Source organism: Rhizobium sp. 18065 (assembly GCF_902706095.1).
Classification (GTDB): Bacteria; Pseudomonadota; Alphaproteobacteria; order Rhizobiales; family Rhizobiaceae; genus Allorhizobium.
Window position 1 is genome coordinate 144,642 of sequence record NZ_CACSJP010000002.1, and the last position, 16,948, is coordinate 161,589.

Annotated in this window: 13 protein-coding genes; 1 reads left to right on the forward strand and 12 read right to left on the reverse strand. The window is 60.5% G+C overall.

Annotated elements, in window-relative coordinates; all coding sequences use genetic code 11:
• Positions 1-75: 75 nt before the first annotated feature.
• The 8 genes from mgrA to GVK95_RS06565 all read right to left on the reverse strand — a co-directional run bounded on the left by mgrA (position 76) and on the right by GVK95_RS06565 (position 10,042).
• Positions 76-1,128 (reverse strand): L-glyceraldehyde 3-phosphate reductase, encoded by a 1,053-nt coding sequence (gene mgrA, locus GVK95_RS06530; RefSeq protein WP_159947771.1) that lies wholly within the window; start codon positions 1,126-1,128, stop codon positions 76-78.
• 34 nt (positions 1,129-1,162) lie between these two features.
• Positions 1,163-2,296, reverse strand: a complete 1,134-nt coding sequence (locus GVK95_RS06535; protein WP_159947773.1) for a Gfo/Idh/MocA family oxidoreductase — start codon at positions 2,294-2,296, stop codon at positions 1,163-1,165.
• A gap of 48 nt (positions 2,297-2,344) precedes the next feature.
• On the reverse strand, positions 2,345-3,106 hold the full coding sequence (locus tag GVK95_RS06540; RefSeq protein ID WP_159947775.1) for a sugar phosphate isomerase/epimerase: 762 nt from the start codon (positions 3,104-3,106) through the stop codon (positions 2,345-2,347).
• Positions 3,107-3,165: 59 nt separating this feature from the next.
• Entirely contained in the window at positions 3,166-5,622 is a 2,457-nt protein-coding gene (locus GVK95_RS06545; protein ID WP_159947777.1) for a glycoside hydrolase family 2 protein, read from the reverse strand.
• Between the two features lie 59 nt (positions 5,623-5,681).
• A complete protein-coding gene (locus GVK95_RS06550; protein ID WP_159947779.1) occupies positions 5,682-6,770 on the reverse strand; it encodes an ABC transporter ATP-binding protein in 1,089 nt (362 codons plus the stop codon).
• Between the two features lie 4 nt (positions 6,771-6,774).
• Positions 6,775-7,695 (reverse strand): carbohydrate ABC transporter permease, encoded by a 921-nt coding sequence (locus tag GVK95_RS06555; protein ID WP_159948585.1) that lies wholly within the window; start codon positions 7,693-7,695, stop codon positions 6,775-6,777.
• A 37-nt stretch (positions 7,696-7,732) separates the two neighbouring features.
• Positions 7,733-8,635, reverse strand: a complete 903-nt coding sequence (locus GVK95_RS06560) for a sugar ABC transporter permease (protein WP_159947781.1) — start codon at positions 8,633-8,635, stop codon at positions 7,733-7,735.
• 174 nt (positions 8,636-8,809) lie between these two features.
• On the reverse strand, positions 8,810-10,042 hold the full coding sequence (locus GVK95_RS06565; protein WP_159947783.1) for an ABC transporter substrate-binding protein: 1,233 nt from the start codon (positions 10,040-10,042) through the stop codon (positions 8,810-8,812).
• A gap of 448 nt (positions 10,043-10,490) precedes the next feature.
• Between GVK95_RS06565 and GVK95_RS06570 the strand changes: the two genes are divergently transcribed.
• Positions 10,491-11,525, forward strand: coding sequence for a LacI family transcriptional regulator (locus GVK95_RS06570; RefSeq protein WP_159947785.1), 1,035 nt, complete (start codon positions 10,491-10,493; stop codon positions 11,523-11,525).
• A 27-nt stretch (positions 11,526-11,552) separates the two neighbouring features.
• On the opposite strand, the gene GVK95_RS06575 is transcribed toward GVK95_RS06570, so the two are convergent.
• From GVK95_RS06575 to GVK95_RS06590, 4 genes are all read right to left on the reverse strand, one after another.
• Complete coding sequence (locus GVK95_RS06575) at positions 11,553-12,731, reverse strand: GGDEF domain-containing protein (RefSeq protein ID WP_159947794.1); 1,179 nt, start codon at positions 12,729-12,731, stop codon at positions 11,553-11,555.
• 214 nt (positions 12,732-12,945) lie between these two features.
• Positions 12,946-14,364 carry an NADP-dependent phosphogluconate dehydrogenase gene (gene gndA, locus GVK95_RS06580; protein ID WP_159947796.1) on the reverse strand — a complete coding sequence of 473 codons (1,419 nt, stop codon included), beginning with the start codon at positions 14,362-14,364 and terminating at the stop codon, positions 12,946-12,948.
• A 120-nt stretch (positions 14,365-14,484) separates the two neighbouring features.
• A complete protein-coding gene (gene ccoS / locus GVK95_RS06585) occupies positions 14,485-14,640 on the reverse strand; it encodes a cbb3-type cytochrome oxidase assembly protein CcoS (protein WP_113141482.1) in 156 nt (51 codons plus the stop codon).
• Positions 14,637-16,946 (reverse strand): cation-translocating P-type ATPase, encoded by a 2,310-nt coding sequence (locus tag GVK95_RS06590; protein ID WP_159947798.1) that lies wholly within the window; start codon positions 16,944-16,946, stop codon positions 14,637-14,639. The genes ccoS and GVK95_RS06590 overlap by 4 nt, the downstream gene beginning before the upstream one ends.
• Positions 16,947-16,948: the final 2 nt, after the last annotated feature.

A 16,948-nucleotide genomic window follows, 5' to 3' on the forward strand; every position in this document is an offset into this window, starting at 1 on the left:
TGACCCGGTATCGATCTCCCCCCGTGTGGGGGAGATGCCCGGCAGGGTAGAGGGGGGTCCCTCCAGCACTCAGCTCTACTTCTTCTTGCGCGCCGGCCCCTTGCGTTCGGCAGAAGCCGCCCACAGGTTGATGTCGGCATCCTTGGCGAATACATCGATTTCCGCCAGTTCCTCGGCGGTGAAATCGGGCTTCTCGATCGCCTTGACGCAATCTTCCACCTGGCTCGGCTTGGACGCACCGATCAGCGCGGTGGTGATATGCCCACCCCGCAGAACCCAGGCGAGCGCCATCTGGGCCAGCGTCTGGCCGCGTCGTTCGGCAATGCGGTTGAGACCCCGGATGTTTTCGATATTGCGCTCGGTCAGGAAGTCGCGATTGAGCGACTTGTCCTGCGTTGCCCGGCTGCCTTCAGGAACGCCGCCGAGATATTTCGCCGTCAGCATGCCCTGCGCCAGCGGCGAAAACACGATCGAGCCGACCCCAAGATCTTCCAGCGTATCCACCAGACCATCCTCCTCGATCCATCGGTTGATCATCGAATAGCTCGGCTGGTGAATGAGAAGCGGTGTGCCGAGGCTTTTCAGGATGTCATGCGCTTCGCGCGTGCGCTTGGAATTGTAGGACGAGATACCGACATACTGCGCCCTGCCCGAGCGGACGATGTGATCGAGCGCGGCACAAGTCTCTTCCAGCGGCGTATCGGGATCGAAGCGGTGCGAATAGAAGATGTCGACATAGTCGAGCCCCAGCCGCTTCAGGCTCTGATCGCAGGAGGCGATCATGTATTTGCGGCTGCCCCATTCACCGTAAGGTCCCGGCCACATGTTATAGCCGGCCTTGGACGAGATGATCATCTCGTCGCGCAAACCTTTAAAATCGGTGCGAAGGATCTCGCCAAACGCGGTTTCGGCCGAACCCGGAGGCGGACCGTAATTGTTGGCGAGATCGAAATGCGTGATCCCCAGGTCGAAGGCCTTGCGGCAAATGGCCTGCTTGGTCTGGTGCGGCGTGTCATTGCCGAAATTGTGCCAGAGACCGAGCGAGATCGCTGGCAGTTTCAGGCCGCTTTTGCCGCAGCGGTTATAAGTCATCCGCTCGTAACGGTCTTCGGCTGGGGTCCAGTTCATGTGATATTTCCTCCGGGAATATAAACGTCGGCGCTTAACGAAGCAGCGCCTGCGCCTCTTCTATCCCGAGTGCTGCCGGTTGGGTACATGTCGTTGTCAAAGTGACGAAATTGCCGGTCTCTCCCGATTTCAGGATCGCCGTCATCACGTCGACGCCGTGCAGTGCCCGATCGAGCGAGCAGCGCGCATCGCGCCCTTCAAGGATGGCGATCGCCATGTCTGCCAGACCGGCCGTGCGGTAATTGGCCCGCGCCCCTTGTGGGCTCTCCTGGTTGTTGACACCGAAGGGATGTTCCCAGCCTTCGAGCGGCTGGATGTTCTTGTCGCGACCGGAGACTTCAACCACACCGCCGAAGAAGTTCGGATCAGGCACGTAGATCGAACCCTCGGTGCCGTAAAGCTCCATATTGGCGTGGCGATGCGACCAGACATCCCAGCTCGCCGACAGCGTGATCGTCGCGCCGTTCTCGAATTCCAGCAGCGCATGGATATTCGTCGGCGTCTTCACCGGAATGGTTTCACCGGCGCGCGGATGGCTGGTGATGGTGCGTGTCTCGCTCGCCATCGAGGTCAGGGCCGCAACCCGCTTCACCGGGCCGATCAGGTTGACGAGGTTGGCGATGTAATAGGGTCCAAGATCGAGGATCGGGCCACCGCCGGGCAGGAAGAAGAAATCGGGATTGGGATGCCACATCTCCATGCCCGGGCTCATCACATGGCAGGTGCCGGACGTAACCCGGCCGATGCCACCCTTTTCAATATGGGCGCGCGCCAGCTGGTGCGAGCCGCCGAGAAACGTGTCGGGCGCACAACCGACCGAGAGGCCCTTGTCGCGAGCGATCCGGCGCAGGTCCTCGCCCTGTTCGAGCGTCAGCACCAGGGGCTTTTCCGAATAGACGTGCTTGCCCGCCTCGAGAATGCGCTTGGAGACGCTGTAATGTGCATCCGGGATGGTCAGATTGACGATGATGTCCAACTCGTCATTGGCGAGAAGTTCGTCGAGCGTCTGCGCCTTGACGCCGTATTCATCGGCCCTGAGTTCAGCCGCATTCATGTTGAGGTCGCTGCAGGCCAGCACTTTCAGCCCTCGAAAGAGCGGTGCCAGCGAGAAATAGGTAGTCGAGATATTGCCGCATCCGATGATGCCGACGCCGAGTTCGCGTGCCATGGGAAATGTCCTGCTTTGAAAAGGATCCTGTGGATCGGTAAGTGAGGATCAGTAAGCGTTGAAAGACGTGATCGAACGAGAAATCAGACGATCGATATCCTTCGGGTTGTCGTGTTCGACAACGAAATATCTGACCTTGGTGCCGCGCAGGGCATCCATCAGTCCCTTCCAGTCAACCGTGCCGTGACCGACATCGGCCCAGCCGTCTTCGTCTGTGTTTTCACCGGCCGGTGCGATATCCTTGACATGCACGGCGCTGATGCGCTTGCCGTAGCTTTCGATCCAGGCAAGCGGATCGGCATTGCCGCGGATGACCCAGGCGATGTCGGCTTCCCAGTCGAGTTCCGGACCGCCGGCTAGGATCTGCTCCTGCGGTGTCGAGCCATCCTCCAGCGTCGCGAATTCGAAATCGTGATTGTGCCAACCGAAGGTGAGACCGGCATCGCGGATCGGCTTGCCGGCCGCCTGCAGGCGCTGGCCGAAGGCGAACCAGCCGGAGGCATCGCTCGGCCGCTGGTCGGGCAGCAGATACGGGCAATAGATCGCCTCGATGCCCAGTGCCTTGGCGATCTTGATCACCTTGGCCGGATCGCCCTCGATCATGTCGAGGCCGAAATGTGCCGTCGGCATGGTCAGGCCGTTCGCGTCGAGATCCGACTTCAACGCTTCGAGACCGGCATCGTCGAGCGCCGCATACATTGCGCCATAGCCTTCGACGGCGCTATATCCGGCCGCAGCAAGCTTGGGCAGGATATCGCTGAACGGCTGGAAATTGCGGGCGCTGTAAAGCTGGAAGCCGAGTTTCGTCATGGGTAGTTCCTCCTCGATGCTGCCCGTGCCGTCGGCCGGGCCTATGTCCCTGAATATGGTCAATCCGCCGCTTGGCAGGAATGCAGATCGTAGATGCGAAATTCCGGCAGGACGCCGGGCTCCATGGTCGATGACGGCGTGAAGACGATCTGCCGGCTCTCGCCCGCCGAGAGGTCGAAGGCGTTGTCGCTGTAGCGACCAGGTGTGGCACTTTCGATCATCACGAACAGCGCGAGCCCCTTGGCCGCGACCGCAATCTCGAACGAGCCATCGTCAAGCGCCGTGACACGGGTGGATATTTCCGATGGCAGCAGGTCGAGCGACTTGTAGGTGCCGTTGAGGAAATGCCCCTCGCCGCGCATGCCGTTCGATGCCGTGAAGCTCCAGGCGAGCAGTCCGTCGACCGGGATCTCCGTGGTGTCGAGCGTCAGCAGGACTTCTGCGCGATCCGGACCGCAATCGCCCTGGACGCTCTTCAGCGGACTGCGTTTTCCGTCGAGTGTAAGCGCAAACAGGTTCACGTCGATCGTCACCGGATCGAGCGTATCGTTCACCATGGACAGCGTCAGGGACGCACCGTCATCGGACGGGATCGCCGCAACCGCCACCGGCTGGAAGAACCGCCTTGCCATGTAATGCATGGCCTTCCAGTTGCCGCCATAGTCGAGGCTCGACCACGATGCCACCGGCCAGGTGTCGTTGAGCTGCCAGTAGAGCGTGCCCATGCAATGGGGCTTCAGCGATCGCCAGAAATCGACGGCGGTCTTGATCGCCAGACCTTGCTGGATCTGGCTGAGATAGACGAAATTGGCGAAATCCTTCGGGAAGCGGAAATAGCGGAACATGGTGCCCGCGATCCGCTCGTTGCCGCCGGCATTCTTCTGGTGCAACTCGATCACCGGTGATGCGATGTTCATGTCGGCCGCATCGGCAAAGCTCTCGATCACCGGCATCGATGTATAGGACTGGAAGCCGAATTCCGAGCAGAAGCGCGGACGGACGCTGCGATAGTTGTCGAAACTCTTGTTCTCGTGCCAGACCGACCAGTAATGCATGTCGCCCGAACCGTCGGCATGCCAGGCGTCGCCATAGTCGAGATAACCGGAGGCCGGGCTCGATGGCCACCAGATACCTTGCGGGAACGCCTTGCGCACGCCCTGTTCTATGACCCGGTTGAGCCGGTCATAGGCGACCAGATAGCGGTCGCGGTTGTTGATCGATTCCTCGAACCAGGTCAGCGCCCCGACCAGCTCGTTATCGCCGCACCACAGAACGATCGATGCATGCGAAGCGAGCCGACGGACCTGATAGTCCACTTCTTGCGCGACATTGCCAAGGAAGTCGTCGGTGCAGGGATAGAGGTTGCAGGAGAACATGAAGTCCTGCCAGACCATCAGGCCCTTGCTGTCGCAAAGATCGTAGAACCAGTCCTGCTCGTAAAAGCCGCCGCCCCAGACGCGGATCATGTTCATATTCGCATCAACGGCGGAATTGAGCAGATCCTCGGTCTTGGCAACCGAACTCAGCGAATAGAGCGCATCGGCCGGAATCCAGTTGGCACCGCGGCAGAAGATTTCGCGGCCGTTGACTTTCAGCGCAAACCGGCTGCCGGCTTCGTCCGGATCGGTGATCAACTCGACCGTGCGCAGGCCGATCTGGCGGGTGACCGTCTCGGTCGGCAGGTCGACGGTGAGCGTATAAAGCGCTTGCTCGCCATTGCCGGCCGGCCACCAGAGCCTCGGGTTTTCGATCTCGAAGACATAGACCACCTTGGTCTCGCCGGCATTGATGCCGACATCGAGCCGGACTTTTTCGCCGTCCAGTATGAAATGCACCGGCACGACGGCCGGCTCGACCGAGTGGATCGTCGCCGTCACCTTGAGATCGACGCGGCCGTCGGCATGGTGAAGCTGCTCGGTCTCGACATGTTCGATCCGGGCCGGATCGAGCCTCTTGACTGACACCGTGCCATAAAGCCCGAGCGGCGCGATGGCGATATTCCAGTCCCAGCCGAAATGGCATTGCGGCTTGCGCAGCATATTGCCGTGCGGAAGCGGCGAATTGCCCTTGTGGTAGGGCACGTAGAACGGCTGGCGCGCCTGGCGCTCGGCACCGGCAACAAGGCTCGAATGAAAGACGATGCGGATGCGGTTTTCGCCCGGCTGCAGTGCCGCCGAGATATCCGGCCGGTAGCGGCGGAAGCAATTGTCGGCCGACAGCACCGGCACGTCGTTGACGAAGACAACAGCCACCGTGTCGAGATAGTCGATGTCGAGATACCAGCTGCCCGAGGCATCCGGCACGACGAAGCTGCGCTCGACCGTCCAGTCACGCTCGGCGACCCACTGCACGACCTCTTCATTGCGACCGGCATACGGGTCGGGAATGATGCCGGCCTTCACCAGCGCCGAATGCACGTCACCCGGCAGGTCGATGCTTGCACCGTGTTCGCCATCGGCGGATACCAGCTGCCATTCGCCGTGAAGATCGATGATGTCGCCGTTTGAACTCTGCATGGTCTTTATCCTGACTGAGACACGCGTCCCGGTCGAACCCGGGACGCCTGGAATCACGCTCAGATGCGCTCCTCTGACGTGGCATCGAACAGCGAAGCCACAGACATGTCGAAACTCAGGCGCACGCGGGCGCCCGGCGCATAGCGCCGCGTTCCGCCGATCCTGACCGACATCACGTGGCCCGCATGTTTCAGCCACAAAAGATTGTCGGCGCCCATCGGTTCTTCAATGTCGACCACGGCCTCGTGGAATTCGGCAATGCCGTTTTCCTCGTCGACCTTGACATGCTCGGGACGCACGCCGAGCACCACCTTGCGCCCGGCAGTCAGCGCCTCCTTTGCCCGGTAGCCTGTAAGTGAGAACAGCACATCATGGGTCTTGAAGAATAGCTGGCCGCCCTGCTCGACGATCTCGCCATGCAGGAAATTCATCGACGGCGAACCGATGAAGCCGGCGACGAACAGGTTTCTCGGCTGGTTGTAGATCGTGTTCGGATCGGCGAGCTGCTGAATTTCGCCGCTTTTCATGATCGCGATGCGGTCGGCCAGCGTCAGTGCCTCGATCTGGTCATGGGTCACATAGATCATCGTGTTTTTCAGGTTCTGGTGCAGGCGCTTGATCTCGACGCGCAGCTCCGAGCGCAGCTTGGCGTCGAGATTGGACAGTGGTTCGTCGAACAGAAAGACATCGACATCACGCACCAGTGCCCGGCCGATCGCCACGCGCTGCCGCTGGCCGCCGGAGAGTTCCGACGGCTTGCGCTTCAGAAGCGGACCGATCTGCAGGATGTCGGAGGCACGCTGCACGCGCTTGTCGATATCCGCCTTCGGCATCTTGGCGACCTGCAGGCCGAAGGACAGGTTTTTTTCGACCGTCATCTGCGGATAAAGCGCGTAGGACTGGAACACCATGCCGATGCCGCGGTCCTTGGGCTCTTCCCAGGTGACGTTCTTGCTCTTGATAAAGATCTGCCCCTCGGTCGGCTCCAGCAGGCCGGCGATGCAGTTGAGCAAGGTCGACTTGCCGCAGCCGGACGAGCCGAGCAGGACAAGGAACTCGCCGTCGCCGATGTCGAGGTTGAGATTTTGCAGTACCTTGACGGCACCAAAACTCAAGGAGAGGTCTCTGATCGATACGCTATGCGACATGTGCTTAACCCTTGACTGCGCCGGCGGCGATGCCGCGGACAAAGAGACGTCCCGAGACGAAATAGACGAACAGCGGCACCGCGCCCGTAAGCAGGGTGGCGGCCATGTTGACGTTGTATTCCTTCACGCCCTGGACGGAATTGACGATGTTATTGAGCTGGACCGTCATCGGGTAGTATTCTGGACGGGTGAAGACGACGCCGAACAGGAAGTCGTTCCAGATCCCGGTGATCTGAAGGATCATCGCGACGACGAAGATAGGCAGCGACATCGGCAGCATGATCCTGAGATAGATCTGCCAGAACCCTGCCCCATCGATGCGCGCGGCCTTGAACAGTTCTTCCGGCAGCGACGTGAAGTAATTGCGGAACAGCAGCGTCAGGATCGGCATGCCGAAGATCGTGTGCACGATGATCAGGCCGGTCAGCGTGCCGTAGATGCCAAGTTCGCGCAGCACGATGACGATCGGATAGATCATCACCTGATAGGGAATGAAGGCACCGACGATCAGGATGGTGAAGAACAGATCCGCCCCCTTGAAGCGCCAGTTGGCCAGCGCATAACCGTTGACCGAGGCGATCAGGATCGAGATCAGCGTCGAGGGCACGGTGATGCGCACCGAGTTCCAGAAGCCGCGCGACAGGCCATCGCAGTTGAGGCCGGTACAGGCCGTCGCCCATGCCTTCACCCAGGGCTCGAAGGTGATTTCCATCGGCGGCGAAAAGATGTTGCCCATGCGGATTTCCGGCATGCCCTTGAGCGACGTGACGATCATCACGTAGAGGGGCAGCAGGTAGTACAGCGCAAAGAAGATCAGCGCACCGTAGAGCATGATGTTGCGGCCGGAAAAGGTGCGGCGCGGCTTGGCACCAGTCGGACCAGGGCCAAGACGACCGATGGGACCGGCACCAGCGGGGATCGGCATTGCAGCGGATGCCGTGGGGAGATTGGGGGAAACCGAATTAGCCACGCTTCTTTCCTCCGAATTCCAGATAGGCCCAGGGAATGATGATGATCGCCACCGTGAGCAGCATCATTGTCGATGCGGCAAAGCCCTGGCCAAGGTTCTGCGCCTGGAACATGTAGTCGTAGACATATTTGGCCGGAACTTCCGAGGCGATGCCCGGACCGCCGCTGGTTTGCGCCACGACGAGGTCATAGAGCCGCACGATACCGCTGGTGATGATGACCAGCGTGGTGATGAAGACCGGGCGCATCATCGGGATGATGATGAAGAAATAGGTCTTCCAGACCGGAATGCCATCGACCCGCGACGCTTTCCAGATGTCTTCATCGATCCCGCGCAGACCGGCGAGCAGCAGGCACATGACCAGGCCAGTGCCCTGCCAGAGCCCGGCAATCAGCACGCCGTAGATGACGATATCGGCATCATAGAGCGGATTGAAGGTAAAGGTCGTCCATCCGAGGCTGCGCACGATCGACTGCACGCCGAAATCGGGATTGAGGATCCACTGCCACACGAGACCGGTGACAATGAAAGACAGCGCGAAGGGATAGAGGAAAATGGTGCGGAAGGTGTTTTCGAAGCGGATCTTCTGATCCATCAGCGCCGCCAGCAGAAAGCCGATGACCACGCTGAAGACCAGCGACAGCAGCCCATAGATCGCGAGATTCTGGATCGACATGATCCAGCGCGGCGCGTCCCAAAGACGTTCATACTGGTCGAGACCGACAAAACTCAGACGCGGCAGGAGCTTGGAATTGGTGAAGGAATAAACCACCGTCCAGAGGGTGCCGCCGAGGAAAATCACCAAGGCGGTGAGGATCATGGGGATCGAGGCAATCTTGGAATTGAGATTGCGAAACAGCTTGTTGGGTCGACCGGCATGCGCTTGGCCCGTCATCGATCAGTCCTCCTGTTACACGGTCGGAGCTGACAGATCGTCCGTCGAAAGCACTGCATGTTTGCGGCTTCGTCGAATTTCACGTGTCTGCGCGGTTTCCCGCACCCGGCCGGAGTTGGCAGATCACCGGCCGGGCTCCTTCGAACCCGACCGGATATCGTCAACCGCCTTTGCTCAGTCTGCAGCGGCGATGATGTCGGCAAAACGCTTCTGTGCGTCTTCCGGCGTCATCGAGGCATTGGCAAAGAATTCGGAGAACAGGTCTTCCTTCTGCTTCTGGCTATCCGGCGACAGCAACTGGTCGGTACCCTGGATGACATTGCCCTTGGCAAGGATCTCAAGGCCCTTCTTCATGCAGTCGTTGGCAGCAGCCAGATCGACGTCGCCACGGACCGGCAGCGAGCCCTTCTTCAGGTTGAACGCGACCTGGGTTGCCGGAGCAAGCAGGGTCGAGGCCAGGACTTCCTGCGCCTTGGACTTTTCCTCGTCCTTGAGCAGCGGGAAGTAGAAGGCGTCACCACCGGTCGAGATGATCTCGTTGACGCCGAGACCCGGCAAGCAGGTGTAGTCGGTACCGGCTGTCTGGCCGGCCAGTGCAAATTCGCCCTGCGCCCAGTCACCCATGATCTGACCGCCGGCCTTGCCAGTGATCACCAGATTGGTGGCCTGGTTCCAGTCCTGGACGTTGGAGCCCTTGGACATGCGACGGGCATCGTCGGCCGCCTTGAACACCTTGGCGATGTCGGGACCGGCTGCGACTTCCGCATCCTTGTCCTTGAACACCTTCTCGAAGGTATCCTTGCCGGCGATGGCGACAAGCAGAACGTCGAACGCACCGGCGGACTGCCACGGCTGGCCACCAACGGCGAGCGGGATGATACCGGCTTTTTCAAGCGCCGGAGCGGCTGCGACGAATTCGTCCCAGTTCTTCGGCACCTCGACACCGGCAGTCTTGAACGCGGCATTCGAAAGCCACAGCCACTGCCAGGAATGGATGTTGACCGGAGCGCAATAGACCTTGCCGTCGATCGTGCAGGATTCCAGCAGGCTGGCCGGCTTGATAATGTCCTTCCAGCCTTCCTTTTCCGCAACGGCGGTCAGGTCGCGCAGCAGACCGGACTGGGCCAGTTCTTCTGCCTGACGACCATGGTTGAACTGGGTGGCCGCCATGGGGTCGCCACCGGTGATGCGGCTGACCATGATCGGACGAGCGGTGCCGCCGGATCCGGCGATTGCACCATCGACCCACTTGTTGCCGGTGGCGTCGAAAGCCTTGGCAAGCTCGGCGACCGCCGCGGCTTCGCCGCCGGAGGTCCACCAATGGGTGACTTCGAGATCTGTTGCATGAGCCGCGAACGGCATGACGACGGTTACGGCCAAAGCTGCCGCGAAGCTACGAAAATTCATGAGTCTCCTCCCTCACTGAAACGTTGCCGGAAAAATCTATGCGAAACGACATAAGGGCGCAACCACAAGAACAGGAAATTTATATTTTTGCGCATATTTCAACCCATGATAGCATGCTTCTAGGCACATAACAGGCGCATTAAAATCCAGAACCATTGCAATGCAACAGAGTTTTATACCCTGATTTTATTCATAAATGCAGATTTTAGGCATTTTATCTGTGCCTTGCAGCAAAATGGACCAAAGAAATGGAAATCGGTGGGTGCGTCTGACGCCCTTCATGTTTAGGTTGCAGAACGTAGCCAAGCGCCGCAAGAATCCTCTCGACAAACCAACTGTATCGTTACAGATTTCACATCCACCGGACCCTGGAGAGGCGTGGTCCGGCGTGTTTGCAGCCAGCAAAAAGGCAACTATAAGCAAGGCTTACACGAATGGCAGGGACACCATGACAGAGCAGCAAGGGCGCGGGATCATTGAACGCGCGACGGCGACCAAGGAGAGGCCGACCCTCAAGACGATCGCCTTCATGACCGGCCTTGGCATCACCACCGTCTCGAGAGCGCTGAAGGATGCGCCCGACATCGGCGCGGAGACCAAGGAGCGCGTGCGCATGGTGGCGCGGCAGCTCGGTTACCAGCCGAACCGGGCCGGCGTTCGTCTGCGCACAGGCAAGACCAATGTCATCGCACTGGTGCTCGGGATCGATGAAGAGATCCTCGGTTTTTCCAACCAGATGGTGGTTGGCATTTCCGAAGTCCTGTCCGGCACGCCCTATCACATCGTCGTCACGCCGCATGCCCACACCAAGGACCCCATGCTGCCGGTGCGCTACATCCTCGAGACCGGATCGGCCGATGGCGTGATTATATCGCGGACTGAGCCTGATGATGCCCGGGTGCAATTGCTGATCGAGCAGAACATGCCATTCGCCACCCACGGCCGGACCAATATGGAGCAAGTGCATCCATACCATGATTTCGACAACGAGGCGTTCGCCTATGGCGCTGTCGAGCGGCTGGTGAACAAGGGGCGCAAGCGCATCGCGCTTCTGCCACCGCCCGCCAAGCTGACCTATAACGCGCATACCCGAAACGGATTTCTGCGCGGCTTGCGGGATTTCGGTGCGGAAGAAGTTCCGCTCCACATCAACATCGATGCATCGCTGGGGGACATACGCAATGCGATCGAGCAACTGATGCGCGCAAGCGACGCACCGGACGGCCTGATCACCGCATCGGGCAGTGCCGCAATCGCGGCCAATGCCGGCATCGAGGCGGCCGGAAAACATGTCGGACGGGAACTCGATCTGGTCTCCAAGCAGGGAACGCCGATCCTCAGCTGGATCCGCCCGGAAATCATCACCGCCTATGAGGACGTGCGCCAGTCCGGCCGCGAACTGGCCAAGGCGGTGATAGCGCGGATCGACGGCGTCGAGCCGCAACTGCTGCAAAGCGTCAGCCAGCCGATCTGGGGCGACTGAGGCCCGTCGAGCCTAGGCCCATTGCGCTCAGGCAGGCAGCGCGATGACATCCGGTGTCCACAGCGTGACGCGGTCGCGCCCCCCGAGCTTCGACCGATAGAGCGCGATGTCGGCGCGCTTGAGCAATTCATCGGACGACAGGGCACAGCCGCTGGCAACACCGATACTGACGGAAACCGAAATCTCGCCGTCGTCGACCTTGAAAGCTTCCCGGGCGAGCACCGCACGCAGGCGGTTGCCGAACACCATGGCCTCGCCTTCGTCGGTATCCGGCAGAAAGGCGGCAAACTCCTCGCCGCCCAGGCGGGCAACGACACAGCCCTCAACCGCCTCGCACGACGACAGCAGCGCACCGAAGGCAGACAGAACCATATCGCCAGCGGAATGCCCATGCTGGTCGTTGATCCGTTTGAAATGATCGATGTCCATGTAGAGCAAGGCACCCCGACCAAGGTCTTCTGACGTCAATCGATCGAGCTTTGAGAAGAATGCCCGCCGATTGGCAAGACCTGTCAGTGCATCCGTTTCCGCAGCTTTCCTGTGCTCCCATTCCATTCTTTCCTTCATCAGGACAAAGAACGAGAAACCGCCGACGATGATGTGGACGAAGAGTTCGAAGGTGATGATACCGTACCAGAATGGCTGCAAGACGCGTGTATCGCCACCGGCCGCCACCGGCCACAGAAAGGAAAACGGGATCCTGAGGAGATAGATAGAGCCGTGCAGGAAAAACCAGATGGCGACCACAACCCGGCTTGGCAGTGTTTCGCCGACCCTGTCTCTCAAGACCTCCCGGGCGATCAGCATGGAATAGACCGCGACCAGCACGGAATAGATGCACAGACGGATATTGACACTGCTTCCGATCGCGGGGAACCCGGCGGTCAGCACTGTCCAGAAGATCGGACCGGCAAAGGCGACGACGATATGCAGCCGGCGCCCATCGAACAGCCTGAGACCGACCCAGACAAAAGCGAGCCCGGCCAGCGCCAGACTGTTGCCAAGCGAAATGGTGAAAAAATTGTAGTCGCTCGTCCGCTGGGACAACATGACGAAACCGATCGCCGCCGTGAAGAACGACAGCGACCACATCAAAAGCTCGAGGCGATGCCGTGCACGGAGCCAGTCCAGGATGAAAAACATGCTGAAGACCAGAAGTGCTGCAAAGCTGCCCAGCATGATGGTCGGAAGGTGAATGGCGGCCACGGAACAAACACTCGAACAGTTCTGCCGAAGACCCCCACGTCCGCAGCTTGTCTGACCGTAAGGAGCGAGCGGTTAATCGCGGTATAATGGGCGAGCGCATAATGCCCCCAGAATATGCATGGCAGCTATGCAATACAGTTGCCGCGCCGGTCGCGGCAGCAAAAAGGCCCGGTTTCCCGGGCCTTTGAACAGCGATGGATAAAGACTGAAAGGCTCAGGCGCCGCTGCCCCATGGACCATGGTGAATGGCCTTGCCGTCGATGCGGTCGAAGCCATGCGCGCCGAAGAAATCGCGCTGCGCCTGGATCAGGTTGGCGGTTCCGCGTGCCTGGGAATAGGCGTCGAAATAGGTCAGTGCCGAAGCCAGTGCCGGGACCGGCAGTCCGGCTGTCACGGCAGCAGCAACGACCCGACGCAGCGATGGCAGGCTCTGCTTGACCATGGCCGAAAATGCCGGTGTCACGATCAGATTGGCCGCATCCGGATTGGCGGTGAAGGCCTGAGTGATCTCGTCGAGGAACTGCGAGCGGATGATGCAGCCAGCGCGCCAGATCCTGGCGATCGTCGGCATCGGCAGCGACCAGTTGAACTCCTTCGACGCTGCCGACATCACGGCAAAGCCCTGAGCGTAGGCCGCGATCTTGGCGGCAAACAGCGCGAGCTCGAGATCGGTCTCGATCGCGCCGCCCTCAAGCTTGAACACGCGGGCCGGGTTGCCGAAGATCTTCTGCGCCGCTTCGCGCTCATCCTTGACGGAAGACAGGCTGCGGGCGGCAACGGCCGCTTCGATGGCGGTCGCCGGAATGCCCATCTGCTGGGCTTCGATCACCGACCACTTGCCGGTGCCCTTCTGGCCGGCCTTGTCGAGGATCACGTCGACGATCGGCGCGCCGCTTTCCGGGTCGGCAGCAGCGAGAACCTTTTCGGTGATCTCGATCAGGTAGGAATTCAGGCGACCCTTGTTCCAGGCGCCGAATGTATTGCCGATCTCGCCAGCCTTCTTGCCGAGACCGTCGCGCAGGATGCCGTAGATTTCGGCGATCATCTGCATGTCGGCATATTCGATACCGTTGTGGATCGTCTTGACAAAGTGTCCTGCGCCATCGGTGCCGAGCCATGCAACGCACGGGTCATTGTCATATTTCGCGGCAATCGAGGTCAGCACAGGCTCGACGCGCTTCCAGCTTTCTTCCCGGCCGCCGACCATGATCGACGGACCATGGCGCGCGCCTTCTTCACCGCCGGAAACGCCCATGCCGATAAAGGTAAAATCGGTGGTGTCGAGACGGGCGAAACGGGCGACCGTATCGCGGAAATTGGCATTGCCAGCGTCGATCATGATGTCGTTCTTCGACAGATACGGCATCAGCGCATCGATCTGCTGGTCAACGGCTTCGCCGGCCTTGATCATGATGATGATAGGACGTGGCGGGCGGATCGCGGCGACGAATTCTTCGATCGTATGGCAACCGATGATCCGATCGGCCAAGGGACCGGCCTCGCCGAGGAATTCGTCGGTACGTGCCGTGGTCCGGTTGAAGACCGCGATACGATTGCCCTTTTCGGCAATGTTAAGCGCAAGATTGGAGCCCATGACTCCGAGACCGATAAGTCCGATTTCCGCCTGCTGCACGACAAAGACCTCCGCATGCAAATCGATTAAGGAGGGCTTTTCTCGCATTCTCCGGCGCCAGCGGCAAGGCGGAATTTGATCAATCGGTAAAGATGATTAGGTATCTCATGTTAATGGTCATCATGTCGCAGGATGATCGTCATCGTCGGTGATCACCCGCCATGCTGCTCCGTCGAGATCCTCGTACTGGCCGCTCTTCAGCGCCCAGAGGAAGGCGTAGAGCCCGAGCCCGCCGAGGAACAATGCGATCGGAATGAGGAAAATCAGCATGTTCATGCGGCAAGCCTCTCATCTGGCGCAGAAATGCGAGCTTTGACCAGGGTGTCGCCGACAGCCGCGAGTTCCGCTTTCATCGTCAGGCGATTGAGACGCAGCGCATTGGCGACGACGATCAGCGACGAGGTCGACATGGCGATCGACGCGATCAGCGGCGTGGCATAGCCGAGGAGCGCAATCGGCACGGCAATCACGTTGTAGCCGATCGCCAGCACGAAATTCTCGCGGATGAGCCTGCCCGCTCGGCGCGATGCCTCGATCGCAAACGGCACGGCATCGAGACCATCGCGCATGAAAACGAAATCAGCCGCCTGGCGCCCGACATCCGCCGCCGTTGCCGGCGCCATCGACACATGCGCCGCAGCCAGCGCCGGTGCATCATTGATGCCATCACCCACCATCAGCAGGCGGTGCGCATTGTCGGCCGCAAACGCGCAGGCCTCAGCCTTTTCGCGAGGCGACAGTTCGGCCCGCCAGCGCTCGATGCCAATCTGGTTGGCCAGCCGTGCCACGACCGGCGCGCGGTCGCCGGACAGGATGCCGAGCGTCAGGCCGGAAGCCTTCAGGCTGTGGATCGCTGCCTCGGCTCGCGGCCGCAGCATGTCCTCGAAATGGAAAGTGCCGATTTCGGCGCCGTTCAACGACAGCACCACCTCGGAATAGAGATTCGCTGCGTCTTGCTCTGCCGCATCGCCACAGGCAAAGCGCCGATTGCCAAGCCGGTAAAGACCGGACGAGCTATGGGCCTCTACCCCTGAACCCGGCACCTCGCGAACCGACGCAAAGCCGAGCGGTTGGCCGCCATAGGCGCTCCACAGCGCCTGTGACAACGGATGGCGCGAATGGGCGGCAAGGCCTGCGGCGACGGCAAAAACGCCCGGTTCGATCCGGTTGCGGTCAACCAATCGCGGTCGGCCGAGCGTCAGCGTTCCGGTCTTGTCGAAGGCAACCATGTCGATTTCGGCGAGCCGTTCCATGGCGGACCCGTCCTTGACCATGATGCCGGCCTTGAACAGCCGGCCTGCGGCGACAACCTGGACCACCGGAACGGCAAGGCCAAGCGCGCACGGGCAAGTGATGATCAGCACGGCGATTGCCACCATCATCGCATGTTTCCAGTCGCCGTCGTAAAGACCCCAGGTGACGAAGGCGGAAATTGCCAGAAAATGTACCGCCGGCGAATAGTAGCGTGCCGCCCGGTCGGCAATGCGGCGGTAGCGCGCCCTGCCCCCTTCGGCGGCCTCCATCAGATGAATGATTTCCGACAGGAAGGAATTCTGCGCCGTCGCCGTCGCCTCTATGGTCAACGAACCGGTCAAGCTCAACGTCCCAGCCTGGACGGCCGCACCCGAACGAATGGCAACCGGCGCGCTTTCCCCATTGACGATCGACATGTCGAGATCGGTCTCTCCGGCAATGACCAGGCCATCGACCGGAATGCGATCACCGGCGGCAATCGCCACATGATCGCCTACACGGATGTCCTCCACCGGACGATAGTCGCGCGAACCGTCGGGACCGACCACCATCGCTCCGCGCGGGCTAAGCCGCGCAAGACCGCTGATCGCAGACCGGGCCCGATCACGCATGAGGTGGTCGAGCGTGCGTCCGATCAAAAGGAAGAACAGCAGCGACGCCGTCGCATCAAAATAGGCATGCTCGCCGTGATGGATCGTCTCCCAGATCGAGGCGAAATAGGACAGCGTGATGCCGATCGCGATCGGCACATCCATATTGGTGCGCCCATGCTTGATGGCGCTCCAGGCGGACTGATAGAAAAAGCGGCCGGCGTAGATCAGCGCCGGTGCCGCGATCAGGCCGGAAATCCAGTGAAAGAGATCGCGGGTCGAGGCATCCGCGCCGGACCAGACCGACACCGATAGCAGCATGATATTGGTCGCCGCAAAACCGGATACCGCGACGGCCCGTATCAACTGGTTGCGCAGCGCATCGGATGCTTCTTCCGCAGCCGTGAACAGATGCGTGTCATACCCGGTCGAGGCAATCGCCCAGGCGAGTTGCACCGGATCGGTCTCGACGCCATCGACGGTCTGACGCCAGACGATGGAGACGCGCTTGGTCGACAGGTTCACCCGCGCCCGCTCCACTTCCGGCAGCGCCTTCAAAGCGCTTTCCACTGCGACGATGCAGGTTCCGCAATGCACGGCCGGCACGCTGAGATCGACCTGGTAAAGCCCCGGCCCAACCTCGCGGCTCGACATCTTCATCTCGTCCGCTGACGGCAAAGCATGCCCTGCCCGCTCGATCTCAAGCGCACCCTCGGTCCCTGCAGCGCAGCAACTCATGG

Excerpts from the sequence above, each read along its gene's own strand:
- mgrA (WP_159947771.1), bottom strand. The coding sequence starts at position 1,128 with ATGAACTGGACCCCAGCCGAAGACCGTTACGAGCGGATGACTTATAAC.
- GVK95_RS06535 (WP_159947773.1), bottom strand. The coding sequence starts at position 2,296 with ATGGCACGCGAACTCGGCGTCGGCATCATCGGATGCGGCAATATCTCG.
- GVK95_RS06540 (WP_159947775.1), bottom strand. The coding sequence starts at position 3,106 with ATGACGAAACTCGGCTTCCAGCTTTACAGCGCCCGCAATTTCCAGCCG.
- GVK95_RS06545 (WP_159947777.1), bottom strand. The coding sequence starts at position 5,622 with ATGCAGAGTTCAAACGGCGACATCATCGATCTTCACGGCGAATGGCAG.
- GVK95_RS06550 (WP_159947779.1), bottom strand. The coding sequence starts at position 6,770 with ATGTCGCATAGCGTATCGATCAGAGACCTCTCCTTGAGTTTTGGTGCC.
- GVK95_RS06555 (WP_159948585.1), bottom strand. The coding sequence starts at position 7,695 with ATGCCGATCCCCGCTGGTGCCGGTCCCATCGGTCGTCTTGGCCCTGGT.
- GVK95_RS06560 (WP_159947781.1), bottom strand. The coding sequence starts at position 8,635 with ATGACGGGCCAAGCGCATGCCGGTCGACCCAACAAGCTGTTTCGCAAT.
- GVK95_RS06565 (WP_159947783.1), bottom strand. The coding sequence starts at position 10,042 with ATGAATTTTCGTAGCTTCGCGGCAGCTTTGGCCGTAACCGTCGTCATG.
- GVK95_RS06570 (WP_159947785.1), top strand. The coding sequence starts at position 10,491 with ATGACAGAGCAGCAAGGGCGCGGGATCATTGAACGCGCGACGGCGACC.
- ccoS (WP_113141482.1), bottom strand. The coding sequence starts at position 14,640 with ATGAACATGCTGATTTTCCTCATTCCGATCGCATTGTTCCTCGGCGGG.
- GVK95_RS06590 (WP_159947798.1), bottom strand. The coding sequence starts at position 16,946 with ATGAGTTGCTGCGCTGCAGGGACCGAGGGTGCGCTTGAGATCGAGCGG.